Origin of the sequence: Streptomyces sp. WZ-12 (assembly GCF_028898845.1) — a bacterium.
Lineage (GTDB): Bacteria > Actinomycetota > Actinomycetes > Streptomycetales > Streptomycetaceae > Streptomyces.
In genome coordinates, this window is record NZ_CP118575.1 from 153,370 (window position 1) to 177,715 (window position 24,346).

23 protein-coding genes and 5 pseudogenes are annotated in these 24,346 nt (G+C 63.5%); 17 read left to right on the forward strand and 11 right to left on the reverse strand.

Annotated elements, in window-relative coordinates:
* Nucleotides 1-627: 627 nt before the first annotated feature.
* From PV796_RS42545 to PV796_RS40815, 3 genes are all read left to right on the forward strand, one after another.
* Entirely contained in the window at nt 628-822 is a 195-nt protein-coding gene (locus PV796_RS42545) for a response regulator transcription factor (RefSeq protein ID WP_446750734.1), read from the forward strand.
* Between the two features lie 98 nt (nt 823-920).
* The gene (locus PV796_RS40810; protein ID WP_274919527.1) at nt 921-1,229 is read left to right on the forward strand and encodes a transposase; all 309 of its coding nucleotides are present in this window, start codon (nt 921-923) and stop codon (nt 1,227-1,229) included.
* A complete protein-coding gene (locus tag PV796_RS40815; RefSeq protein WP_274919528.1) occupies nt 1,226-2,038 on the forward strand; it encodes an IS3 family transposase in 813 nt (270 codons plus the stop codon). Before PV796_RS40810 ends, PV796_RS40815 begins: the two co-directional genes overlap by 4 nt.
* Here the strand turns inward: PV796_RS40815 and PV796_RS42550 are convergent.
* Together PV796_RS42550 and PV796_RS40830 are read right to left on the reverse strand one after the other, a co-directional pair.
* A protein-coding gene (locus PV796_RS42550; protein ID WP_446750553.1) for an IS630 family transposase occupies nt 2,030-3,108 on the reverse strand; the annotation gives its coding sequence in 2 pieces (ribosomal slippage) (nt 2,030-2,607 and nt 2,607-3,108; 1,080 coding nt in all). The genes PV796_RS40815 and PV796_RS42550 overlap by 9 nt on opposite strands.
* A gap of 242 nt (nt 3,109-3,350) precedes the next feature.
* Nucleotides 3,351-3,500: pseudogene (locus tag PV796_RS40830) on the reverse strand (IS5/IS1182 family transposase); the annotation flags it as partial.
* A 399-nt stretch (nt 3,501-3,899) separates the two neighbouring features.
* Here PV796_RS40830 and PV796_RS40835 point away from each other — a divergent pair.
* From PV796_RS40835 to PV796_RS40845, 4 genes are all read left to right on the forward strand, one after another.
* The gene (locus tag PV796_RS40835) at nt 3,900-4,787 is read left to right on the forward strand and encodes a sigma-70 family RNA polymerase sigma factor (RefSeq protein ID WP_274919529.1); all 888 of its coding nucleotides are present in this window, start codon (nt 3,900-3,902) and stop codon (nt 4,785-4,787) included.
* A gap of 218 nt (nt 4,788-5,005) precedes the next feature.
* Nucleotides 5,006-5,485: a transposase family protein gene (locus PV796_RS42115; RefSeq protein ID WP_342456980.1), complete on the forward strand. Its 480-nt coding sequence runs from the start codon at nt 5,006-5,008 to the stop codon at nt 5,483-5,485.
* Nucleotides 5,460-6,131, forward strand: coding sequence for an ISAs1 family transposase (locus PV796_RS40840; protein ID WP_342456981.1), 672 nt, complete (start codon nt 5,460-5,462; stop codon nt 6,129-6,131). The genes PV796_RS42115 and PV796_RS40840 overlap by 26 nt, the downstream gene beginning before the upstream one ends.
* 363 nt (nt 6,132-6,494) lie before the next feature.
* Entirely contained in the window at nt 6,495-7,355 is an 861-nt protein-coding gene (locus PV796_RS40845) for an IS3 family transposase (protein WP_274919666.1), read from the forward strand.
* Nucleotides 7,356-7,386: 31 nt separating this feature from the next.
* Here PV796_RS40845 and PV796_RS40850 read toward each other — a convergent pair.
* Nucleotides 7,387-8,057: pseudogene (locus tag PV796_RS40850) on the reverse strand (ISL3 family transposase); the annotation flags it as partial.
* A 349-nt stretch (nt 8,058-8,406) separates the two neighbouring features.
* A pseudogene (locus PV796_RS40855) lies at nt 8,407-8,676 on the reverse strand (helix-turn-helix domain-containing protein); the annotation flags it as partial.
* A 688-nt stretch (nt 8,677-9,364) separates the two neighbouring features.
* Between PV796_RS40855 and PV796_RS42555 the strand changes: the two are divergent.
* From PV796_RS42555 to PV796_RS40875, 5 genes and pseudogenes are all read left to right on the forward strand, one after another.
* A complete protein-coding gene (locus PV796_RS42555; protein ID WP_446750735.1) occupies nt 9,365-9,841 on the forward strand; it encodes a glycosyltransferase in 477 nt (158 codons plus the stop codon).
* On the forward strand, nt 9,838-10,851 hold the full coding sequence (locus tag PV796_RS40860; protein WP_274919530.1) for a dTDP-glucose 4,6-dehydratase: 1,014 nt from the start codon (nt 9,838-9,840) through the stop codon (nt 10,849-10,851). The genes PV796_RS42555 and PV796_RS40860 overlap by 4 nt, the downstream gene beginning before the upstream one ends.
* Nucleotides 10,852-11,243: 392 nt before the next feature.
* Nucleotides 11,244-12,279 (forward strand): annotated as a pseudogene (locus tag PV796_RS40865) (tyrosine-type recombinase/integrase).
* Nucleotides 12,245-12,532, forward strand: a complete 288-nt coding sequence (locus PV796_RS40870) for a transposase (protein WP_274919531.1) — start codon at nt 12,245-12,247, stop codon at nt 12,530-12,532. Before PV796_RS40865 ends, PV796_RS40870 begins: the two are co-directional and overlap by 35 nt.
* A 130-nt stretch (nt 12,533-12,662) precedes the next feature.
* Complete coding sequence (locus PV796_RS40875; protein ID WP_274919532.1) at nt 12,663-12,944, forward strand: IS3 family transposase; 282 nt, start codon at nt 12,663-12,665, stop codon at nt 12,942-12,944.
* 75 nt (nt 12,945-13,019) lie between these two features.
* Here PV796_RS40875 and PV796_RS40880 read toward each other — a convergent pair whose 3' ends face one another.
* Together PV796_RS40880 and PV796_RS40885 are read right to left on the reverse strand one after the other, a co-directional pair.
* Nucleotides 13,020-13,529 (reverse strand): transposase, encoded by a 510-nt coding sequence (locus PV796_RS40880; RefSeq protein ID WP_274919533.1) that lies wholly within the window; start codon nt 13,527-13,529, stop codon nt 13,020-13,022.
* A 238-nt stretch (nt 13,530-13,767) separates the two neighbouring features.
* Nucleotides 13,768-14,958 (reverse strand): ISAs1 family transposase, encoded by a 1,191-nt coding sequence (locus PV796_RS40885; protein ID WP_274919534.1) that lies wholly within the window; start codon nt 14,956-14,958, stop codon nt 13,768-13,770.
* A 391-nt stretch (nt 14,959-15,349) separates the two neighbouring features.
* Between PV796_RS40885 and PV796_RS40890 the strand changes: the two are divergent.
* Nucleotides 15,350-15,715 (forward strand): annotated as a pseudogene (locus PV796_RS40890) (transposase); the annotation flags it as partial.
* Between the two features lie 66 nt (nt 15,716-15,781).
* Here PV796_RS40890 and PV796_RS40895 read toward each other — a convergent pair.
* From PV796_RS40895 to PV796_RS40905, 3 genes are all read right to left on the reverse strand, one after another.
* Entirely contained in the window at nt 15,782-16,429 is a 648-nt protein-coding gene (locus PV796_RS40895) for a hypothetical protein (RefSeq protein WP_274919536.1), read from the reverse strand.
* Nucleotides 16,430-16,526: 97 nt separating this feature from the next.
* A complete protein-coding gene (locus tag PV796_RS40900) occupies nt 16,527-17,291 on the reverse strand; it encodes a transposase family protein (protein ID WP_274919667.1) in 765 nt (254 codons plus the stop codon).
* A gap of 64 nt (nt 17,292-17,355) precedes the next feature.
* Nucleotides 17,356-18,267, reverse strand: coding sequence for a hypothetical protein (locus PV796_RS40905; protein WP_274919537.1), 912 nt, complete (start codon nt 18,265-18,267; stop codon nt 17,356-17,358).
* 205 nt (nt 18,268-18,472) lie between these two features.
* Between PV796_RS40905 and istA the strand changes: the two genes are divergently transcribed.
* The 3 genes from istA to PV796_RS40920 all read left to right on the forward strand — a co-directional run bounded on the left by istA (nt 18,473) and on the right by PV796_RS40920 (nt 22,252).
* A complete protein-coding gene (gene istA, locus PV796_RS40910; protein WP_274919668.1) occupies nt 18,473-20,110 on the forward strand; it encodes an IS21 family transposase in 1,638 nt (545 codons plus the stop codon).
* On the forward strand, nt 20,107-20,904 hold the full coding sequence (gene istB, locus PV796_RS40915) for an IS21-like element helper ATPase IstB (RefSeq protein ID WP_274919538.1): 798 nt from the start codon (nt 20,107-20,109) through the stop codon (nt 20,902-20,904). The genes istA and istB overlap by 4 nt, the downstream gene beginning before the upstream one ends.
* 157 nt (nt 20,905-21,061) lie before the next feature.
* A complete protein-coding gene (locus PV796_RS40920; RefSeq protein ID WP_274919539.1) occupies nt 21,062-22,252 on the forward strand; it encodes an ISAs1 family transposase in 1,191 nt (396 codons plus the stop codon).
* 86 nt (nt 22,253-22,338) lie between these two features.
* On the opposite strand, the gene PV796_RS40925 is transcribed toward PV796_RS40920, so the two are convergent.
* On the reverse strand, nt 22,339-23,136 hold the full coding sequence (locus PV796_RS40925) for an inositol polyphosphate kinase family protein (protein ID WP_274919540.1): 798 nt from the start codon (nt 23,134-23,136) through the stop codon (nt 22,339-22,341).
* Between the two features lie 162 nt (nt 23,137-23,298).
* Between PV796_RS40925 and PV796_RS40930 the strand changes: the two genes are divergently transcribed.
* Nucleotides 23,299-23,571, forward strand: a complete 273-nt coding sequence (locus PV796_RS40930) for a hypothetical protein (RefSeq protein WP_274919541.1) — start codon at nt 23,299-23,301, stop codon at nt 23,569-23,571.
* A 29-nt stretch (nt 23,572-23,600) separates the two neighbouring features.
* Here PV796_RS40930 and PV796_RS40935 read toward each other — a convergent pair whose 3' ends face one another.
* Nucleotides 23,601-24,341, reverse strand: a complete 741-nt coding sequence (locus tag PV796_RS40935) for a C2 family cysteine protease (RefSeq protein WP_274919542.1) — start codon at nt 24,339-24,341, stop codon at nt 23,601-23,603.
* Nucleotides 24,342-24,346 lie beyond the last annotated feature (5 nt).

Consider the following 24,346-nt stretch of genomic DNA (forward strand, 5'->3'; position numbering starts at 1 on the left):
CGAGGCACGTTCGAGACTGGGTCTCAAAAAACAAGCTTAGAACAGGCGACCCAGGCCACCTTCGCCCCCCCTACACTTTTGCGAAATAATCACAAATAACGCCCGATGCGAAATGAAACTTCGGAGGGTATTATGCAAAGAGGAGAGGAAGTAACTCCCTTGAATGGTGATGATATCTGGCCGACTTTTGCGCACACCAAACATCGCATACCCGTCCGGATTTACGCAGCAGATCCAATCCTCGAATCGGGGGTCGTCAGTCAACTGAGGCCGCATCCTGAAATTCAAATATTATGTGAAAGTGACGACTCTCAAGCACAGGTTGCCTTGGTAGTGAGCGAAGAATTTGACAATGCAACTGTAATCCAACTCCGGCGCTTGCGGCATACCCCGCCGACGCGCACCGCATTACTCATAAGCAGGATTAGCGAGTCAGAGATCCCGCGAGTAATCGAGTGCCGAGTATCGGCATTACTCTACCGCAGGCAAGCTACTCCGGAACGCGTAATCGCGATGTTAACTCAGGTGGCTGAGGGTGAAGCGTGTCTTCCTGGTGACCTCCTTCATCAACTGCTAAACCGTGTTGCCGATTTACAGCAGCAAGTCTTGCACCCCAACGGGCTGACCATGACAGGACTGACTGAACGTGAAAGTCGCATTTTAGAACATGCTGCCGACGGATGCTCTACCCGAGAGATAGCCCGACACGTCGGCTATTCAGAGCGCACCGTGAAGGGTGTCCTTAATTCTCTGCAGACACGATTCGGTTTGCGTAATCGAACCCACATCGTTTCCTATGTCATACGGCAGGGTCTCATCTAACGGGTTGACCTGCGATTGATGTTGGGACGTGAGGTTCCCCCGAGATGCGGAGGATGGTGACAGAGGGTCAGATGGTTCTCATGAGAGGAACGTCGACCATGGCTGCCCCCAGGAAGTACTCGCTGGAGTTGCGCGAGCGTGCGGTGCGGATGTACCGGACCTCCGACCCGAAGCCCCAGATCAAGCGACTGGCTATCGAGCTCGGCGTGCATCCCGAGGCCCTGCGCGGCTGGATCCGGCAGGCCGAGGCCGATGCCGGCGAGCGGGACGACCGGCTGACCAGCGACGAACGCGACGAACTCGCCGCGCTTCGCAAGGAGAACGCCCAGCTCAAGCGCGCGAACGAAGTTCTGCGGACGGCCTCGGCTTTTTTCGCGGCGCAACTCGACCCGACCCGGCCCAGGTGACGGGGCTCCTCGACGAGCACCCTGACCTGGGAGTGGAGTGCGTCCTGCGGGAACTGCACATCGCCTCCTCCACCTACTACCGCTGGCGCCGCGCCGAGAAGCAGCCGTGCGAGCGGCGGCGTCGCGACGTCGAGCTGACCGAGCGGATCAAGGAGATCCACACCGAGTCCGGCGGGATCTACGGCTCTCCGCGCGTGCATGCCGTGCTGAAACGCGAGGGCACACGCGTGGGCCGCAAGCGGGACGAGCGCCTGATGCGCGAGGCCGACCTGGCGGGCATCAGCCCGCGCCGCACAGGCTTCCCGCGCCGGGATCCGAAGGCCACACTCGCCCCGGACCTGGTCAACCGGGACTTCACCGCACCGGCGCCGAACCGGCTGTGGGTCACCGACCTGACGATGATCTCGACCGGCGAGGGCCCGCTGTGGCTGTCGGCGATCCGGGACGCGTTCTCCCGCGGGGTGGTGGCCTGGGAGACCTCCGCCCGCGCGGACGCCGACCTGGTCCTGACCACGCTGGAGTACGCCCTCGCGTCCCGCGAGGTCGAGCCCGGCAAGCTCATCCACCATGCCGACCACGGCTGTCAGTACACATCCATCAAGCTCCCAACTCGCCTGCTGCGGGCAGGAGTTGACGCGTCCATGGGCTCCGTCGGGGACAGCCACGACAACGCCCTCGCGGAGAACCTGTGGATGCTGATCAAGACCGAGTGCGTGCGCGGCCGCGTCTTCGCCACACGTGCCGAGGCGAACCTCGCGCTCTTCGAGTACACAGACGGCTTCTATACTGACCTCGGCTCGTCAGGGTGATGTTGGGTCATCGAGGGTGAGGCCGGTTCCGGCGATGAAGCCGTCGAGGGTGTCGGGCCGGTACTGGAGGCGCTTGAGCCGGTTGCGGACGAGTGCCTCGAGGCGGTCCAGGGCCACGACGGCGAGGTTGGCCAGGCTGCGTTTGACGTGTGCCCACACCCACTCGACCGGGTTCAGATCGGGTGAGTAGGCCGGCAGCAGGAATACCGTCAGCCATTCCCGTTCGTCGATCAACTTCCGCATCCTGCGGGAGACATGCGTGTTCAGCCGGTCCCACACCAGGACGATCGGTGCCTTGACGAGCTGATGGGCGCCGTCGATCAGCGCGATGAAGTCGCGCTCGCTCATGCTGCGGCGCTTACCCTTGCCCGCCGGGTGGGCGATCAGCCGGTGGCACAGGCGGGTCCGCGAGCCGGGCCGCATGGCGACCAGCCCGGCCACCGACAGGCGTCCCGATCGTCGTCCGCTGACCGTCACAACCGGCGTCACACCGCGCCGGCCCCAGGTGCGTCCCCTGGGCGGCTTGCGGGTGAACCCGGCTTCGTCCTCGAAGCAGAGGTAGCCCCCGCAGGCCGCCCGGGCTCTTTTACCTCCGCCCAGGTCGCCTCCTTCCACACCTTCACGGCCTGCTCGTCGCGCTCGGCCACCCGCCGCGCGGGAACCTGCGGGGAGAAGCCGAGCCGGTGCATCAACCGGGTGGCACCCGAGACGCTGTAGGAGACGTGGAACTTCCTGCCGATCAGCGTGACCACTCGCGCCGCGGTCCACACCTGGTCCTCCACCCACCCGTGCGCGGCCGGACCCTGGTCGAGATACACGGCGAGTTTCGCCAGGCAGCGTGGCGACAGCCGGCACCGGCCGCCACCGGGCCCTCGTGAACCAAGCGCATCGGCGCCGCCCTGACGCCACAGCTGCTGCCACTGATAGGCCGACTTCACGCTCACCCGCAGCCGCCGTGCGACCTCCGGCGGCTTGATCTTCTGCTCGAACAGCTCGACCGCCTGCATCCGTACAGCCTCGCGACGCTGACGTCCCGCAGCGGTAAGCCCGCCCCCATCTGCATATCTCACACACCACGAGATACAGACAACGCGCCCGCCTCACCAGCGACTTCGCCAAAGATCACCCTGACGAGCCGAAGTCAGTAACAACCCCCGCCGCACCCAGGAACGACTCGGCTTCCTCAGCCCGATCGAATTCGAGGAGAAGTACTACGCCGAGCAGGCAACGACCGAACGAACGAACCTGAACACCCATCAACCCCTCCTGACCAGCTGATCAGCGCCTCCCGAACGACGGGGGAACCTCACACTTTCAGGTGGGCGAGCGTGAGCAGGGCCTGGCGGCCAGCGCTCAGGCGCCGCCAACGCGAGCCGATTTCGTGGCGATGCCGTCGCAACTGCTGGGTGAGGAAGCGCAGGGCAGAGCTGGATACGTCGACGCCCGACGGGTAAACAAGCACGTGAAGCCTCTGGTGGAGACGGTTCTCTTGGTCGAAAACCCATCTACCAGGGGCCTCACCATGTTGTCAGCCCAACTGCCGGACTGGAACGTCAGGTTGGAAAGGGCTCATGGTCACCGTGCCCCTCAGCACCCCGAAGATCAACCCACCTGCAACGATCAAATGCCCATGCTAATCCGGAGCGGCACCCTCCGCCCCTCAACATCACCATCCTGAGTGGCAATCAACACCGCTCTGCCGTATCCCTTGTTCGAATAAATCAGCTGCCCGCATACGCCGCCGCTCGACCTCAACTGCCCCCAACCGCCTGCGAGTTAGAATCCCCATACACACGGTATGCCGAACAAGGTCAGATCATCAAACGCGCCGTCAAAGATCAGTACCGTACAGGAGACCATTATGGACACTAACCCCAATGCCGTGGACAACTATCGCATCAGCCATTCGGTGCCACCAGATTGGCGTCCCTTATCGCGCACCTTGCTGGGGTCTGCCGGTGATTCAAATGCAGGGCGACTGGGCGGCACGAACGACATGATGCGGCGACTCTTTAATCGCCTAGCGGAAACCGAAGTAGGCTCGGACGAGTATTTACACGTACGAAACTTATTAATAGAGCTCAATCTACCTATCGTTGAGCAGGTGGCTAGAAGATTCTACGGGCACGATCAAGATATGCGAGATATTATCCAAGCTGGTTCGGTCGGGCTAATTAAAGCGGTAGATCGCTACGATCCATTACGCGAAGCCGAGTTCCGAAGCTTGGCCTTTCCCTATGTACTCGGCGAGATTCGACGTTCCTTTCGTGACACCTCATGGCGTGTCCAGGTACCCCGTCGCCTGCGAGAACTGCGAGGCGCCCTTACTCATGCTACTGACGAACTTACGAGCCAATTAAATCGCGCACCAACAACTGCGGAACTGATCGATCGCCTAAAGGTCACCAGTGAAGAACTCCTGGAAGTTCGACGGGCCACAAACGCCTACCACACCGTTCCACTTGACAGACTTACCTCTGTGGACGAGGTCGGACTTCTCGAACCTTCGTGCGACAGCGACTCGCAATTCAATGTCATTGAACTCGCTCACATCCTCAAGCCGATTCTCTCACGATTTGACAAACGGGAACAGGCCGTCTTATGGATGCGATTTGGACTAGAGATGACCCAGTCTCAGATTGGCAACAAATTATCCATATCTCAATCGCACGTTTCGCGCATCCTGCGTCGATGTCTAAAGCGGTTACGCATCGAACTGCCGGAAGAAGAGTGTCTCGCTGGGGATTGACATTATCGAGATAGAACTATTCAATTGCCTATTTGGGCGTGTGCTGATCTTTGACGGTGTGTTTGATGATCTGGTCATGTTCCAGGGCCCCGGCAAAGTTGTTCGGTAGTCCTGTGACGTGGGGTTTTGTGGGTGGATGTGGGTGCGCGGGCGTGTTCCGGTCCGGTTGGATGGAGGTTCCTACGCCTTCTTTCCGACCAGGGAACAACGCCCGCGCCATGTCATCGTCTCGCATCCCCGCGCCTGTTCGCACGTCCGTCCCGGATCATGAGTTCCTCGTCGAGGTGCTGGGGCGGATACCTGATCCGCGCCGGCGGCGCGGAGTTCGTCATCCGGTGGGGGCTCTGATTGCGGTCGCGGTGTGCGCGGTGATGGCCGGGGCGCGGGGTTTCACGGCGATCGGAGAGTGGGCCGGGGACGCCGGGGCGGCGGCCTTGGCACGGCTGGGGCTGCAGCGGGGTTCGGTGGACGAGTCGACGCTGCGACGCCTGTTCACGAGGCTGGACGCGGACCGTGTCGACATGCTTCTGGGGGCCTGGGCGGCCACGCGGTGCGCGCTGGTCGCAGGACGGCGGGTGATCGCGATCGACGGCAAGACCGTCCGGGGCGCGGGCGGCGGTGATGCAGTGGCCCCGCACCTGGTCGCCGCGCTCGCGCATGGGTCGGGGAGCGGTGCTCGGCCAGGTCGCCGTGCGTGAGAAGAGCAACGAGCTCCCCGCGGCCCGGAACCTGCTGGAGGTCCTCGATGTGGACAGAGCGGTGGTCACGCTGGATGCGCTGCATACCCAGCACGCCACCGCGGCGCTCGTGACCGAGGCCGGCGCCGACTACGTCCTGACCGTGAAGGCCAATCAGAAGTCGTTGTATACATGGCTCAAGGCCCTGCCCTGGGGCCGGATACCTGCTGTGACCAGGACGGATCACGGACACGGACGCCGGGCCACACGCACGGTCAAAGCCGTCGACGTACCGGCCTGGATCGATTTCACCTCGGCCACACAGGTCGCGCAGCTGCGGCGCACCATCACCAGGAAGGGGAGACGGACGGTCGAGATCGTCCACTTGATCACCAGCGCGGATGCCCGCACCGCGCCCCCGGAGCTCCTGGCCACATGGGTACAGTCGCACTGGGAGATAGAGAACCGCCTCCACTGGGTCCGCGACGTCACCTACGACGAGGACCGCTCCCAGGTCCGTACCGGCAACGCACCCCGCGTCATGGCGAGCGTCGGCAACACCGCGATCACCCTCCTACGCCTCGACGGCCACCACAACATCGCCGCCGCCTTACGACACCACGCCCGCCACACCGACCGCCCCATCAGCCTTCTCCTGGCTGCATGATCAACGACTTTGCCAGAGCCCTGGCGCCGTAGACCTCTGCGAGATGGGCGGAGATCTCCCCATGTGTCAGGCCACGGGCGGACAGGGAGGTTCCCCCGAGATGCGGAGGATGGTGACAGAGGGTCAGATGGTTCTCATGAGAGGAACATCGACCATGGCTGCCCCCAGGAAGTACTCGCTGGAGTTGCGCGAGCGTGCGGTGCGGATGTACCGGACCTCCGACCCGAAGTGAGCTTCCCCCGCTGTGCGGGAGGTGCTGATCAGCAGGTCGGGATGGGTTGATGGGTGTTCAGGTTCGTTCGTTCGGTCGTTGCCTGCTCGGCGTAGTACTTTTCCTCGTACTCCGAGTGCGTCCTGCGGGAACTGCACATCGCCTCCTCCACCTACTACCGCTGGCGCCGCGCCGAGAAGCAGCCGTGCGAGCGGCGGCGTCGCGACGTCGAGCTGACCGAGCGGATCAAGGAGATCCACACCGAGTCCGGCGGGATCTACGGCTCTCCGCGCGTGCATGCCGTGCTGAAACGCGAGGGCACACGCGTGGACCGCAAGCGGGTCGAGCGCCTGATGCGCGAGGCCGACCTGGCGGGCATCAGCCCGCGCCGCACAGGCTTCACGCGCCGGGATCCGAAGGCCACACTCGCCCCGGACCTGGTCAACCGGGACTTCACCGCACCGGCGCCGAACCGGCTGTGGGGCACCGACCTGACGATGATCTCGACCGGCGAGGGCCCGCTGTGGCTGTCGGCGATCCGGGACGCGTTCTCCCGCCGGGTGGTGGCCTGGGAGACCTCCGCCCGCGCGGACGCCGTCCTGGTCCTGACCACGCTGGAGTACGCCCTCGCGTCCCGCGAGGTCGAGCCCGGCAAGCTCATCCACCATGCCGACCACGGCTGTCAGTACACATCCATCAAGCTCACAACTCGCCTGCTGCGGGCAGGAGTTGACGCGTCCATGGGCTCCGTCGCGGACAGCCACGACAACGCCCTCGCGGAGAACCTGTGGATGCTGATCAAGACCGAGTGCGTGCGCGGCCGCGTCTTCGCCACACGTGCCGAGGCGAACCTCGCGCTCTTCGAGTACACAGACGGCTTCTATAACTCCCGCCGCACCCAGGAACGACTCGGCTTCCCCAGCCCGATCGAATTCGAGGAGAAGTACTACGCCGAGCAGGCAACGGCCGAACGAGCGAACCTGAAACCCCGTCAACCCCTCCTGACCAGCTGATCAGCGCCTCCCGAACGACGGGGGAACCTCAGGCACGCCGGATCGCGTCAACATAGGTTGCCGAGCCGTCACGGCACACGATCTCGATGCCCGGATGCTCGCTCAGCCACGCCTGTAGGGTGTCGGGCGTGCGACCGGGCAGCACGTCGATCCGCTCGTGAGTCTCGGCGTCGATGATCACGGTGGCATAGCGATCCCGCCGGCGCAGAGCGAAATCGTCGTCGCCGATCACGCGGGGCAGCCGCCCGGCGGATAACGGGATCCGCAGCAGGGCGCGCAGGGCCGTGTGACGCGACAGGCTCACCGCCAATATCGCCAGCAACCGTGTCCCCGCCCGGCCCGCAACTCCTTGACCACTGCCTTGACTTGCCTGGTCAGGCGGGTCGTACGCCGCTGGTACCGGTCCAGGACGCCGGGCACCTGTTCACGGAAGGTGTGGCGGCAGCCGCGCGTGGGACACACCAGGCGCCGCACCCGCACGCGGACCACTACCCGTCGTCCATCGACCGGCACGTCCACGACTGTCCGCCAGTGATAGCCGTGTACGCGTTCCGACGGGGCCCCGCACACCGGGCAGACCGCAGTGTCCTGCGGAGTCCGTGCCCGCACCACGATCCGCTCACCTTCGTCGACCACATCCTCGATGACCAGCGGGGACAGGCCCGAAAACACAGTCTGCACGAGCTCGTTGACATCCTTCACACCAATGTCAACGACCCCTCACGACGCTCCGTCACCACCGAAAGTGAGACAGAGCCAAGTAGACGGTGTTCGCGCTGGACAGCCCCCCACCTCGTGCACCGCAGCAGATCCTTCACCCGGTCCGGCGTCACATACCCCGCATGCACGGCGATGTGCCAGGAATTCTTACGCTCCACCGGCCCCAGCAGCGCCTTCACAAACGCACGCGCCTTCCCACGCAGATCCTTCCGACTCAACAAGCCCCGAGCGTGGCGAAGAAAATCATCGAACCACTCCGCCCACCGCTCCACATCACGCAACATCTCCACAGACAGGCCAACGACTCAACCCACCAACAGACACGGAAGCACTCCTGTAGTACCTGGAGGGCGTCCAGCAGGCTCGGCGTGTGCTCGGCCAGGACGTCGACGGTCTCGGTGAGGTACCGGCCGGCGGTCGCAGTGGAGACGCCGAACCCAGCGCCGATCTGGGCGAGCGTCTCGTTCTTGCGTAGGTGTACCAGGGCGAGAAGGGCTTGGCGGAAGCAACCGAGCCTGCGCCAGCTCGAGTTCAGCTCACACCTTCGGGCGTAGATCAGCCACGAGACATGCTCAACGACCTCGTGCGGGACATCGAGCATGGCACGATACGGGACCAACAGGACTCCTGCGTCCGGACGTTGATGAGTGAGATCGCCAACGGAACGACCAGGAGGCCTGCCACGTCACGGACCCGTCATCGCCCGCGAGCCGCAGGATGAGAAGCGTTCAATAAGTTGACACGCCCCGTAAATGAAAAATTAGCCAAAGGTGGATCTTGTGAAGAATCCCAGCATATTTGGCTGGCTAGGAGATAGGGCCGGGTGCGGTTACTACCGAGTTTGGCTTCCCCTCAAGGCTCTATCCTCTCTCGGTTACGCTACGGCTGCCTCTACCCAACTGCCTAAGATTGTAGAGGAAAACCCGAATACTATCATTATTGGGCAACGAGTTTGCCGACCAGACTCCACTGCCGTATGGCAGCATCTTGCAGCCGAAGGCCGTAGGTTGATCTATGAAGTTGACGATGACCTCTGGAATATCGACACTTCAAACCCGTCGTACAAGTACTTCACGAACCCTAGAATCCGGCGTAATTTGCAACAGAATATCGAAGTCTCCGCAGCAGTTACAGTAACCACTGCCCCTCTTCGTGATCGAGCGAGTCGATGGAATCCCAACGTTCATGTCGTGCCCATATCTATCCCTGATTGGCTATTGGAGCGCCATCCGCCTCAACGAAGAGACGGCATCCTTACGGTGGGCTGGGGCGGCAGTCCTACACACGTTATGGATTTTGCGTCGGCGGCTAGCCAATTGCGAGACTTTTTCTTGAGTAATGTAACCACGGAGCTGCACTGCATCGGGACTGACTATGCGTCATATATGCACGTTCCGCGAAGACGGATTAGATTTACCCCTCCGACTGACCCTGAGAATTTCCTGCGCGCAATCGATTTTCACGTTGGCATTGCTCCACTCAAGCATCACGCATTCAACCATTCAAAGTCAGCACTTAAGATCATCGAGTGCGGCGCGCTTGGAATTCCTGTGGTTGCTTCTGCCGTCGAGCCTTACGAGGCCACTGTCCGACATGGAATTACCGGGTACCTCGTGCGCAGTAACGACGATTGGCGTAAGTACCTACATGCACTCATCTATGATTCAGACCTGCGCACGGCGCTCGGGGCGGAGGCCAAAGCGCAAGCTGAACAATATGCCATCAGTCGCCTAGCGACCCTATGGGAGAAGGTGGTCCTACAATGACCGCGCGTGTCTTGCTGACTGGTGCTGCCGGATTCGTGGGCTCACATATCCTGCGTCACCTTATGGCTAACACGGAATGGTACGTATCTTGCCCTGTGACATTCCGGCATAAAGGTATACCTCAACGTATCGCCTCAGTTTTGGAGACCGACGGCAGCTGGTGGGATCGTGTCGATATCGTCAGGTTTGATCTCTGTTCGCCAGTCGACGCTGTGACCGCCGCACGCTTTGGTCAGATCGACTATATTTTCAACGTCGCCTCAGAGTCGCATGTTGATCGCAGCATTCGCACTCCAGGCGCATTTATCGATAATAATATACGACTGATGACTAGCGTCCTGGATTTCGCTTTGCGCGCCCAACCGAAATTGGTGTTGCATATGTCCACGGACGAAGTGTATGGGCCGGCATCTGGCAACTATAAGCATCGAGAATGGGATGCCATCGCCCCCTCGAATCCTTATTCCGCCAGTAAAGCCGCCCAAGAAGCTATTTGCTTCTCATATTGGCGCACCTATGGCATTCCTGTCATCATTACCAATACGATGAATCTTTTAGGGGAGCAGCAAGACTCGGAAAAGTTCGTACCCAAGACTATTGGAGCCATTTTGCGTGGCCAGGCTGTTACTGTGCACGTTTCGCCTAGCGGCCAGCCTGGCTCCCGGTGCTACCTCCACGCTCAGAATCTCGCCGATGCCTGGTTGTGGCTCGCTCGAAATCATCGACCGCAAAAGTACGATGATCATGATCTGCTCAGCCGGTTTCATATCGCCGGAGAGCGAGAAGTCGATAACATCGAAATGGTGCGTACGCTTGCTCGCCTCATGGGCGTTGAGGACCCGCTTCTGAATCTCGTCGATTTTCACTCAAGCCGCCCTGGCCACGATCTGCGCTATGCCCTAGATGCGTCGAAGATCGCCGATGCTGGCTGGACTGCTCCGCTGTCTCTGGACGAGTCACTCAAACGCACCGTTGACTGGGCCATGCTTCACCCGGAGTGGCTTTATTGAAGCTCTTTCATCCTGTGCCGGGAGGGTGAAATGGCCTTGCCAGCGGGGGTTGAGGCGCCCCGAAGTTTCCGGGTAACTGGTTAGGTCGGTGGGGCTGAAATGCCCCGTAGGGTTCGAATCCTGGAGGATTGGGACCTATGCCAGCGAAGAGGAAGTACCCGGACGAGCTCCGTGAGCGGGCTGTGCGGATGGTGTTCGAGTGTACGTGAGCAGACCGGAATGTGCGACATCCCGTGAGTTCCCCTGAGCCCTGCCGAGTCCCCAGTCCTGTAGCCAGGGGGTTCTTCCTCCTTCGTGTGCTCTCCCACCGGGTGACGTAACTTCGGGATTCTTGAAGCGTTCTCATCTCGTCCGATCGATCTGCGGTCGGGGTGAAGGTGAGGGGGCTCGGGTTGGCGGCGCTGGCGGTCGTGAGGGACCTCCGCGATGTGCGGGCTCCGGTCTCGGCGGAGGAGCTGGAGCAGTTCGAGACCGACGCGCTGGCCGGCACTTCGTGCTCGCGCGGGCGTCGGCCGGGCTGACGGACGGCACCATCCGCGGAGACGTCGGTCACCTGGAACAGGTGCGGACGTGGTTCGGCCGGCCGCTGTGGGACATGGAGCCCGCCGACGCGGACCCGTACTTCGGGAAGGTGCTGCGGAACTCGCCCAGCGGCACCCGGCTTGCCCGGTCGCAGGCGCTGACCACGTACTTCACGTTCCTGGAGCTGCGGCACAAGGTCGAACTGCACCGGATGACCGGCCGCGCGGGGCGAAGGACGCCCAACTGCGGATCCCGCCGCTGGAGCCGGAGGTCGGGCAGCTGTTCACTGGCTGGGCCGGCGAGCTGGCCACCTGCCGGAAGTTCGCCCCGATGGCCAGGAATTACACCGCCTCGAAGCTGATGTCCGAGGTGGGTCTGCGGGTGAACGAGGCCCGCAGGCTCGACCTGGACGACATCAAGTGGAACCTCGGGCGGTTCGGCAAGCTCCATATCCGCTATGGCAAGGGCAAGCGCGGATCGGGCCCACGCGAGCGGATGGTGCCGCTGATCAACGGTGCGGGCCGGACCCTGCGGTGGTTCATCGAGGATGTGTGGGGCCAGTTCGGCGACGACCACACCCGCCCCGGTGCCCCGCTGCTGCCCTCAGAGCGCAAGAACGCCGACGGCTCCTCACGGCGGGTCGGTGACGATGCCCTGCGCAACGGACTCGCGGAGGCCACCAAGCTCCACCTGCCGAGCTGGACCGACAAGCTGACGCCGCATGTCCTGCGGCATTTCTGCGCGTCTCAGCTCTATCTGAACGGGCTCGACCTGATCTCGATCCAGGAGGTTTTGAGACACTTGAGGTGCCTCGAGGTTTCCGGACAGGCGTCCAATAGGATCGCCTGGAACAGGGAACGAGGAACAAGCAGTGGCACCGAGAAAGTACTCCCCGGAGTTCCGTGAGGAAGCCGTCCGGATTGCCTTGAGTTCGAGCAAGACGGTCACCGAGGTCGGCCGGGAACTCGAGATGAATCCGGAGACGCTCCGTGGCTGGGTGAAGAAGCACCAGAAGCGGAATGAGTTGCCCGCCGATGCCGGCCTGCCCGTCAGTGAGCGTGCGCGACTGAAAGAGCTGGAACGGCGCAACCACGAGCTCGAGATGGAGAACGCCTTCCTGAAAAAAGCCGCAGCGTACTTCGCGAAGGATCCCCGGTAGCGAGCAAGTACGAGTTCATCGATGAGATGCGACTTGATACGGCGGAGTACGTCTACAGCGTCGAGTTCATGTGCAGCAGACTCGGCGTTTGCAGATCCGGCTACTACGAATGGCGCGACCGTCCAACTACATGTCCACCGAGTTCGCAGATGTCCTCAAGAAGCTTCAACTCCGAAAGTCCGCCGGGCGCACGGGGATCTGTTTCGACAACGCGATGGCCGAATCATTCTTCGGAGTCCTCAAGAACGAACGCGTATCGCGCGTCACGTACTTGACCCGCGAGGCCGCACGACAGGACATCACTCGATACATAGAATTCTGGTACAATCGCAAGCGCCTTCACTCGGCAGTGGGGTACCACCCTCCCCGCGAAGTCCACGCCGAGCACCAGAAGCTGCGAATAGCCGCGTGAAATAGACCGCCAGACGACTGTCCGGAAAACGCGAGGCCCCTCAACATCGGCGTCAGGGCTGACGCAAGAAGTTAATTACTGAGCGTTTCCGGAGGTCGGGGTGGGTAGTCCGAGGAGGTCCAGGGGTGCGGTGAAGGGGTGGTAGGACTGCTCACGGACCGCCTGGGCGATGTTGGTGGCCCCGTTTGTCCGCAGGAGGTTCATCGCTATGTTGCGGAGCGTGGCCATGGTTTCCGGCCCGTGGCCCGTCCGGATGCGGGAACGGTCTTCCTGCCACACTTCGCCTCGAACAAGGTGGATCTTGTTTTCGATCGCCCAGTGCTCCCGCATGGCGGTGGCGAGTTGATGTGGTTTGCCTGCCTGGGCGTCAGGTCCGTGATCACGTAGATGGTCTCTCGGGTCTGTTTGTCCGTGGCGAGGTCGGTACGAGTGCGGTAGATCCGTGCCACTTGTGCGAGGTGGGGAAAGTCCAGGTCGTCGGTCGACAGTACGGTGAGAGACCCCGCTCCAGTCGCCCGTGCCCTCGATTCCGCTCGCTGTGCCGGACCGTCGCCCTCTCCCGCGGCAGACTCCGGCACGCCGCATACAGTGTCGGCTGGTTGGCCTTCACGGTCATGATGAAGTGCGCCTTCTTGGCCTCGACCAGGAACTTTGCGGTCTCGGTCTGTGTATGGAGCGCGTCCAGGGTCACCCAGGTGCCGGTCAGGTCGACGTGGCCGTTGGGGGAGATATGCCCGAAGCGCGCCCCCATGGGGGCGCCCTTCGGGCATATCTCCCCCAACGGCCTCTCAGGGGGCCCGGCGCCCTCAGGGCGCGATCTTTCTCAGAGGACGGGCTTGATGAGGTCGAGCGCGTGGTCGGGGTGTGACCGGTAGTGATCAACGGCGGCGGCATGGTTGTGCCAGCCGGCGAGCTCGGCCAGGGCGAGGGCGGTGTTGCGCAGGGCGGCCATGACGCGGGGCGCGTTGCCAATGCGGATCTTTGAGGCGTCCTCGCGCAGGGTCACGTCTCTCACGTGGTGCAGGGCTTCCACGCCCCAGTGCTCGCGGACGTGTTCGCCGAGGTGGGGGACGGTGGCCTGGTGCATGGTCAGGTCGGTGAGCGCGTAGACGCGTTCGAGGGTGAGTTTGCCGGTGGACAGTACGCGGCGGCGGCGCACGATCTGCAGGGCCTGAGCCGCGTGGGGAAAGGGCAGGTCGGGAACGGTGACTGCCTTGATCCTGCGGATCTCGTCACGGCCGTGCGCGGTGGCGCGGGTGTAGCCCATCAGCGGGACCTCCTTCCAGGGCAGCTGCTTCAACCGGGCGTGCAGCGTGGGGTGGTTGGCCTTGATCAGGGCGATGTAGTGCGCGTTCTTCTCCTCGACCAGGAAGCGGGCGTGGTCGTGCTGGGTGAGCAGGGCGTCGAAGGTGACCACCGTGTCGGTCAGATCGAGCTCTGCCAGCAGGGGCTGGAAGGCGGTGATTTCGTTGCTCTTGGTCTCGACCTGGCGCTGGGCGATCACGGCACGGGTGCCGTGCAGGCAGGCGGCCAGTAGGTGGACGGTGCGCTGATCGCGGGTGCGTGAGCCGCGGACCGTCTTGCCGTCCACCGCGACGGCCCCTCTCTTGCGTGGGCCGGTGCCCTGCGGGGTGGCGAGCGGATCGGCGTGCTGGAGCTGGACCCAGGCGCCGAGGGCGTCATCGAGCAGGTCGGCGTCCAGCCGACGCAGCAGCCGGGCCAGTGTGATCGCGCGGGGGACGCCGCGCGCCAGGCCGATGCGCTGCCGGTCCGCGAGGGACAGGCCGATGGCGAAGCGGGTGATGGTGGCCCAGCCGGTGGCCCCGGCAAGAACGGCGAGCGTGCACAGGGTCAGCAGGGCGCCGAGGGAGTAGCGCCGTCCGCGCCGACAGCGCGGGTCGGGCAACTGGTCGAGGAAGCCGGCCAGATCGGCCAGGCGCCAGGCGTCGTACGTGCCGCTGTCCGGCAACTGGTCATGGTGGCGGGTGACGGCAGAGATCAGGGAAGATGACATGCGAACGCGGCTCCGGTACGTGATCAACGGCTTCGACACCTTGATCATCCGGAGCCGCGTCTCGTTTCACCAACGCCGCAGACCAGGCAACTCGACCATCCATGATGGACCATGACGTCTCGCCCCCCGAGAAGGTTCATCGCCCTGCCCACACCCCTATGCCGCTATAACAGCCGCCCAGCGAACCCGACCGACCAACCAACCAAACTGATCAACACCCACGAAACCAACCCAGAGCAGGAAACCCGCAGCTCACAAGCCCACTCAGCCCGGGCCCGCAAGCAACGCCCAACATCTCGCCAGCACACACCACACCGCCGGACCCAACCAGCCAACTGATCAGCCCAGTTCAACGCCCCGGATGCCGATCAGAACGAACGAACCGCGACAGAGGCTGGCCCCACGGACCTTCCAGTCCGGACCGAAGAACCCCTCCGGGCCCGCGGGGAAAGGAAATCCCTGGCTGCGGGGCGCGCTCGGTGAGGCCGCCGTATCCGCGGCCCGCACCGACACCTTCCTCGGCGCCCGGTACCGCCGCATCGTCAAACGCAAGGGCCACCTCAAAGCCCTGGTCGCCGTCGCCCGCTCCATCCTGGTCTCCGTCTGGCACCTGATGAACGACCCCACCAGCCGCTACCGAGACCTCGGAGGCGACTGGCACACCCGCCAGCAAAATCCCGACCGCAAGACCCGCGACCTCGTCCGCCAGCTCACCGCCCTCGGCCACGACGTCACCCTCACCCCCACCGGAGCCTGACCCACACCCAACACACCACCACCGGGGGCTACTTCGTCATGCCCATCTGGCCGTCGAGTTTTCCGGTCAGCGAGTGTATATTACGTATATTTTGCCACCGTAGGTGATCGCGGTCAGTTCGGCGCAAGAGATATCGTCTCCAATAGGCGCTGGACTCGGAACAAGGCGTTGGCATTCGAACGCCGGACCGATGTCATCGGCCTCCCCCTCGCGCCAGTACAGATACATCACGTTTCCACCGACGATCGACACGCCTGGGGCGCACTGAGTCCTGATGTTTTGCCCGGCTGGCTGCTCCGGAATCCCTGCGGCAGTGCTTATCAGTAGCTTGCCTTCAGAGTCCCTGAAAATTATTGAACGCACTATCAGCCCGCGCGAACCTATATTGTATCTCGGCGCACTCGCGTTGGGGTATTTTAGAGCCCCAAATAGCGGGAGCCTCGGATTCCACCCTATTCCTTCTGTGTAGGAGGAGGCGTAGAACTGTCCATCCGCTTCATGAAATATGAGCTCCAGTACGTCTCCGGTACTCTCTGACGCAACAGCCAGCGCTACCGCAACGTCTGGACGCCAGCCTGCCCCTTCGGTAAATGCGATAGCATCCCAACGCGAAATAGGCGACTCTGGATTTTCGCTGGCAAAATGCACTGGCCTTCCTTCGGTGTCAGTGAAAACCAGGTGCATTTTGCCGTTGAATGAAGCCAGGGCGGGCATGGTATTTCCAGGTTGGCCAAGCATTAACGCCATGGACCATGTACTGCCGTCGAAGTGCTGAAGATAGAGATTTTGATCCACTGAGCCTTTGCCAACCTCACTTTGAGCAGTTCAGGTGAAGCGTCAGCACTGCTTGAACGACGCCGGTGATGCGGGTGGTGCTGCAGCGGAGTTTGCGCAGGAGGCGCCACGTTTTGAGCGTGGCCATCGCCTGCTCTCCGAGAGCCCGAATGCGCGCATGTGCGACGTTAACAGCTTGCTGACCTGCGGAGAGGTTGTTGTGCCGGCCGCGGAAGGGCACCCGGACACTCCCGCCGGCGCCCTGGTATCCCTTGTCCGCCCAGCAGGCCAGGTCGGCATCAGACAGGGCGTTGATGATGCCGTGAGTGCGGGCGGCCTTGATGTCGTGGACGGCGCGGGGCAGGGCGGGCGATGCCCACAACAGTCGGCCGTGCGGGTCGGTGAGGACCTGCACGTTCATCCCGTGCTTGCGATGCTTGCCCGAATAGAAGGGTCGGTCGGCGGCGATCCGGTCGATCGGCAGCAGGGTCCCGTCCAAGATGACGAACGCCTTGCCCTGTGCCGCCTTCACCGCCGCCGCGAGCTCCGGCGCCAGGGCGGCCAGCAGTTCCACGGCTTCGGCGACATATCGGTAGACGGTGCTGTGACCAACCTTGAACCCGGCTGCGAGCTGCGCATACGTGTGCCCACAGCGCAGGTGCGCCAACACCAGCAGGGCCTGTCGGCCAGCGGGCAGCCGGCGCCAGCGCGTACCCCGCCCGGCCCGGTGTGCAGCCAGTTGAGCCGTCAGAAACCGCAGGTGGGAAGTGGACAGGTCGAGCGCGGACGGGTAGACAAGCACGCGAAGCTCCTGGAGCAGACGAGCGATCTTGGTCGTGAACTCGTCTACCAGGAGCTTCGTCATGTCACGCACCTGGGCCCCACCCCAACACCCCATCAAGCCCAGCAGGTTGGCAAAGGCTCACTGTCGAAAAGTATACGCAGTAGAGTTTCCCATTGTGCTCAGCGAGGGCCGGCGGACTTGCGGGATCCGTAGTTGGCCCTGGAACGATTTGTGGACTTGACCAGGATCTGTCGCCCTCGTCTCGCGTCACGTAGGTCAGAGGTGCATAAACCGGAGTAATGCGGAACGCCTGGCCGTGGCCGGTGGCGGTGGCGGTGGCGTTGTAGGCGGCTGACTTGTCGGGGTAGGTGAAGGTGTTGTCGGCAATGACCGCTGTTCCGCTCGCGTCCGCTGCGGGCGTGGTCACCGGGGTGCCGGTGCCGAAGTCGACGCTGGCGGTGGCGCCTTGCATGAGTCCGGTGACAGTGGCGCCGGCCTTGTTCCAGTTCGCCCCCGTCCCCACATTCACCTGCAACCCGAGCGCCTTGCGGATGGTGACGGTGGCGGTTCCGCTGGGGTGGCCGGTGGCGGTGGCGGTGGCGTTGTAGGCGGCTGACTTGTCGGGGTAGGTGAAGGTGTTGTCGGCATTGACCGCTGTTCCGCTCGCGTCCGCTGCGGGCGTGGTCACCGGGGTGCCGGTGCCGAAGTCGACGCTGGCGGTGGCGCCTTGCATGAGTCCGGTGACAGTGGCGCCGGCCTTGTTCCAGTTCGCCCCCGTCCCCACATTCACCTGCAACCCGAGCGCCTTGCGGATGGTGACGGTGGCGGTTCCGCTGGGGTGGCCGGTGGCGGTGGCGGTGGCGTTGTAGGCGGCTGACTTGTCGGGGTAGGTGAAGGTGTTGTCGGCAATGACCGCTGTTCCGCTCGCGTCCGCTGCGGGCGTGGTCACCGGGGTGCCGGTGCCGAAGTCGACGCTGGCGGTGGCGCCTTGCATGAGTCCGGTGACAGTGGCGCCGGCCTTGTTCCAGTTCGCCCCCGTCCCCACTGGCTTTATTCACGAGCCGTGACGGCGGTTGTACACGGGTTTGGGAGGCGCCCGTTTCCACGGTCGGGTGATGTTCACGAGTTTTGAAGGCAGTGGGGGGCTTGCCAGGACAGCATCGAGGTGTTCCCGGTGAAAGGCCCTGGTCATGCCGCAGATGTCGAAGGTCGAGCTGTACGCGGCGATTCGTCGGGACCACCGAGCCGGCGTGACGATGCGGGAGCTGGAGCGCAAGTACAACGTCGCCTGGCGGACGGTGCGCAAGGCCCTGGACTCGGCTTGGCCGGAGCCGCGCAAGCAGCTTCCGCCGCGGCCGTCGGCGCTTGATCCGTACAAGACGCTGATCGACGGGATCCTGCGGGCGGACCTGGGCGCGCCGCGCAAGCAGCGGCACACGGTCACCCGGATCTTCCATCGGCTGCTCGATGAGCATGGTGCGAACGTGTCCTATCCGATGGTCAGGCGCTATGTCGCCGACCGGAAGCCGCAGATCGCGGTGGAGGCGGGGAAGGCGCCCATCGAAGCGTTCGTCCCGCAGACCCACCCACCCGGCATGGAGGCGGAGGTCGACTTCGGCGACGTGGCCGTGCGGCTCGGAGGGGAGCTGGTGACCTGCTACCTGTTCTCCTTCCGCCTGTCGTATTCGGGCAAGGCCGTCCACCGGGTGTTCGCTTCCGCCGGCCAGGAAGCCTTCTTCGAGGGCCACGTGCACGCGCTGCGGACGCTGGGTGGAGTCCCGCGGGGCCGCGTCCGCTACGACAACCTCAAGGCCGCCGTCGCCCAGGTGCTGGGGCTGAGCCGGGCGAGGGTGGAAACCGACCGGTGGATCGCGTTCAGATCGCACTTCGGCATCGAGAGCTTCTACTGCCGCCCGGGCATCGACGGCGCCCACGAGAAAGGCGGTGTCGAGGGACAGATCGGCTACTTCCGCCGAAACCACTTCACCCCGGTGCCGGAAGTCTCCTCGCTGGCGGAGCTGAACGAGATGGTCGAGCAGTGGGACCTGCACGACGGCCGACGCCGGATCGGCTCTCGTTCGCAGACCATCGACGACTACTTCACCGTCGAACAGCCGCTGCTGCTGCCACTGCCGCAGGAACCTTTCGAGACCGGGCGGGTGTTCACCCCCAGGGTCGACCGCTACAGCCAGATCACCGTCCGCACCAACCGCTACTCAGTGCCGGTCCGCCTGATCGGCAAACGGGTCCGCGTCGTCCTGCACGCCTCCCACCTGGTGGTTTACGACCAGAACGTGGAAGTGGCCCGGCACGAGCGGCTGATCGCCAAGGCCAGCTGCCGCCTGGATCTGGACCACTACTTGGAGGCCCTGATCCGCAAGCCGGGCGCTTTCCCCGGCGCCACCGCCCTCGAACAAGCCCGCTCTGCAGGCAAGTTCACCCCGGTCCATGACGCCTGGTGGGATCAGGCCCGCAAAGTCCACGGCGAGCGGGACGGCACCCGAGCCCTGATCGAGGTGCTGCTGCTGGGCCGACACATCCCTCACGAGTACCTGGTCGCCGGGCTGGCCACGGCCCTGCGGGCCGGGGCTCTGACCGCGGACGCGGTCGCCCTGGAGGCCCGCAAGGCCGCCCAGGCCGAGGACGAGCCAGCTGCCCCCGGCTCGTCGGGCACCGAAGCGGGACAGCCGTCGGGGACCGTGACGTTTCTGCACGAGTGGAAGCTCGCCCACCTTCCGCCGGACACCAGGCCGCTGCCCTCGGTGACCCCCTATGACCAGTTGCTCCGACGTCGTCGCGCCAGCGGCGGCGCCCACCGAGAGGAAGAAGCCCAGTGACCCTGCCCCGCCAGCGAGGCTTGACCGAGCAGGCCGCCACCACCGCCATCGACACCGCCTGCCGCATGCTGCGGCTGCCGTCGATCCGCAAGGAGTTCGCCGACATCGCCGACCGGGCGGTGAAGGACCAGCTGACCTATCGCGGCTTCCTTGCCGAGATGCTGATGGCCGAGTGCGACGACCGGTCCCGCCGCCGCTCGGAACGCAGGATCAAGGCCGCCGGCTTCCCGAGAGAAAAGTCGCTGCGGACCTTCGACTTCGACGCCAACCCCAACATCGACGCGGCCACCATCAACACGCTCGCCAGCTGCGAGTGGATCAAGAAGGGGCAGCCGCTCTGCCTGATCGGTGACTCCGGCACCGGCAAATCGCACATGCTGATCGCCCTGGGCACCGAGGCGGCGATGAAGGGCTACCGGGTCCGCTACACGCTCGCCACGAAACTGGTGAACGAGCTGGTCGAAGCCGCCGACGAGAAGCAGCTCACCAAGACCATCGCCCGCTACGGCCGCGTCGATCTTTTGTGCATCGACGAACTCGGATACATGGAACTGGACCGGCACGGAGCCGAGTTGCTGTTCCAGGTCCTGACCGAACGCGAGGAGAAGAACAGCGTCGCCATCGCCTCCAACGAGTCGTTCGGCGGGTGGACAAAGACCTTCACCGATCCCCGTCTCTGCGCGGCCATCGTCGACCGCCTGACCTTCAACGGCGCAATCATCGAGACCGGCACCGACTCCTACCGGCTCCCTTCCACCCGGGCCCGGGTGGAAGAACCGGCCAAGGCCGGCTGACACCTGCAGGCCCCATCTCGACGGCCCGCCGCCCTCACGGGCGGCGGGCCGTCCCACGAAGTGACGTCATTTCTCGTGAACATCCACGGCCCCGCTGGCCGCTCATCGCCACCCAAACCGATGGACAAACGCTGCTGCTTGAAGTGAACGAAGCCACATGTCATCTTCCCTGATCTCTGCCGTCACCCGCCACCATGACCAGTTGCCGGACAGCGGCACGTACGACGCCTGGCGCCTGGCCGATCTGGCCGCCTTCCTCGACCAGTTGCCCGACCCGCGCTGTCGGCGCGGACGGCGCTACTCCCTCGGCGCCCTGCTGACCCTGTGCACGCTCGCCGTTCTTGCCGGGGCCACCGGCTGGGCCACCATCACCCGCTTCGCCATCGGCCTGTCCCTCGCGGACCGGCAGCGCATCGGCCTGGCGCGCGGCGTCCCCCGCGCGATCACACTGGCCCGGCTGCTGCGTCGGCTGGACGCCGACCTGCTCGATGACGCCCTCGGCGCCTGGGTCCAGCTCCAGCACGCCGATCCGCTCGCCACCCCGCAGGGCACCGGCCCACGCAAGAGAGGGGCCGTCGCGGTGGACGGCAAGACGGTCCGCGGCTCACGCACCCGCGATCAGCGCACCGTCCACCTACTGGCCGCCTGCCTGCACGGCACCCGTGCCGTGATCGCCCAGCGCCAGGTCGAGACCAAGAGCAACGAAATCACCGCCTTCCAGCCCCTGCTGGCAGAGCTCGATCTGACCGACACGGTGGTCACCTTCGACGCCCTGCTCACCCAGCACGACCACGCCCGCTTCCTGGTCGAGGAGAAGAACGCGCACTACATCGCCCTGATCAAGGCCAACCACCCCACGCTGCACGCCCGGTTGAAGCAGCTGCCCTGGAAGGAGGTCCCGCTGATGGGCTACACCCGCGCCACCGCGCACGGCCGTGACGAGATCCGCAGGATCAAGGCAGTCACCGTTCCCGACCTGCCCTTTCCCCACGCGGCTCAGGCCCTGCAGATCGTGCGCCGCCGCCGCGTACTGTCCACCGGCAAACTCACCCTCGAACGCGTCTACGCGCTCACCGACCTGACCATGCACCAGGCCACCGTCCCCCACCTCGGCGAACACGTCCGCGAGCACTGGGGCGTGGAAGCCCTGCACCACGTGAGAGACGTGACCCTGCGCGAGGACGCCTCAAAGATCCGCATTGGCAACGCGCCCCGCGTCATGGCCGCCCTGCGCAACACCGCCCTCGCCCTGGCCGAGCTCGCCGGCTGGCACAACCATGCCGCCGCCGTTGATCACTACCGGTCACACCCCGACCACGCGCTCGACCTCATCAAGCCCGTCCTCTGAGAAAGATCGCGCCCTGCCGGCGCCCTGGGGATCGGAGCGCTTCGCCGGGCAGACGCGAGGGTAGCCGTGGGTGCTATAGATGACGCCTACAGGTGCTTCTCGGAGGAGATCTCTGCGATTATCGATATGAGGTTAGATATACCGAGTATGAATCTGTCCTGGTATTTTGTCACCTGCTCCTGGGTCAGTCCTTCTCTGATGCCGAAGGTGTGCGCCAGGTCGATAAGTTTTACGTTGACGGAAGAGGCTCGATTGTCGGAGGCTTCGTCGAAAGCAATCAAGACGCTTGCCCCGAGTGGCGCCATCCATTCTTCTCTTACTGCCTCTCTGATCCTCTCAAGCCCTCTCCGGATTGCGGCGTATACTTCAAAGTCGCTTGAGTACTGCCGCAAGTGCTGGATGGAGTCCCTTCCCCGGGAAATACGTGTACCAGAGACTCCCGTTCCGCCGACGACTCCGAAGCCCAGCGAGGCTGAGGTGGAAAGCACGTCTGCGGCAGTCAGGCGCGCCTTCTTCCAGCGTGCGGCTGCAGGGGTCACTTCTTCGTGTGTCAGTAGTTCACTCTTACTTGCCGCCCTAAAGCCGATCTTGATGTCCAGAACTTTTGGACTCTTCATACCGTGAGTCATGTTTTCAAGAAAAACGTGCACTCCGGCTTCTTCGCCGGCAAGGCCGAGTTGAGGATCGCGTTCTGAGTACGAAACGGGCGAGACGGCGGCCAAACCCTTCAGTGACTCCCCTGCCCGCATTAAGGCGTATAATCCGTATTCTCTGGCATTGGTCGGCTTTTGGAGGATCCTGCCACCCTGCAGGGACTTAATTCCCCCATGTCCGGCCACCTGATGCTCTTGGCTCCGCTGCTGTCGGGGCGGGATCTTGAACATGCGATTCCCCTTTGGGTGCAGATTTGAAGAGGGTATGTCGATCAGGTCGTGAGTATGAGCTGGTCTCGAGCCTGCTTACGGGCGAACTCCTGCTTCTCGTGCCTGGACCAGTAGGTGTCGAGTAGGGCCGGGTGATGTCGAGTCTGTCTTTTTGACCATCAGGTGGCGGCAAGCTCCTCCAACGCCCCAGTGCGGCACATCAACATGGTTGCCGAGCTCCCTGAGTGCGGTGTCGGCTCCACCCCGCTGCACGAGAACCTGGACACCATCGCCCACGGCGGCAAGCTCGTCTTCCACGTTCTCGCCGCCCTGTCCGCTCATCCGCGAGCTGACCATCATCGGAACCAACGGTCGGTTGGGACGGCACCGCCGCCGGCGGCCACTACCGGTCGCATCCTGGCCAACACGGTCCCGCTGCTCGGTCTCGGCCAGTGAGGACGCGTCACCTCCTGGTCCACCGCCATTCAGGAAGCAGCAACACACACCAATATAAGATCCTTTTTTGCCGCAAACTCCGCAAATGGAATTACCTCCTCCTTCCTGTGAGGATCGTAAATCCCTACTGTATTGCCGTCGATCCTGTCGTGAAGTATGGCGCGTGCATGGCGGCCACCTGGGTCCTCCCAGGAGGCAACCATGAATTCCCCTTTCTGGCTCGCCTCCATCATCAGCCTAGAGAATTCGTCTGCGGCCCTCTTGAAATACACCCGAGCCTTCCACCCGAAGAGCTCTGCAAGCTTCCATGCCTGGACTCCGTGTATGCTGGAGTAGCTTGGAGGCTCATCCTTTAACTGGGACTGCCGCTTCGCCACAGCTTTCTCGAGTATGGCAACCCAGGGCACATCGGCCTGCGCGTACAGCCAGAGACCTGACCCACCTGTAGGGAAAACGGGCGAAACGATTTCAGGCCCGTCGGAAAAGTTGACGGAGAACCCGCCTGCCGCGGGGCTTATCAGCCGCTTTATTATTTCCGGATCCCTGTATACGGCGGCGCCAAGCATTGCGAGAAGTCCACAACTCCCCAGGGCCCCTTGCTTGATGTCGGAAAATTTTGGTGTCCCGTTTTCTGGGTATATAGATTTTCGGAATACCGCAGGGGAGAGCGATTCAGGGATGCGGTGTGGCCCCTGGGTTTTTTGATGCGCTGGGATTACCTCAACCGAAGAACGTCGCTCGGCCTGCCCCTTGCGAAGTGATGCGTACATCTTGT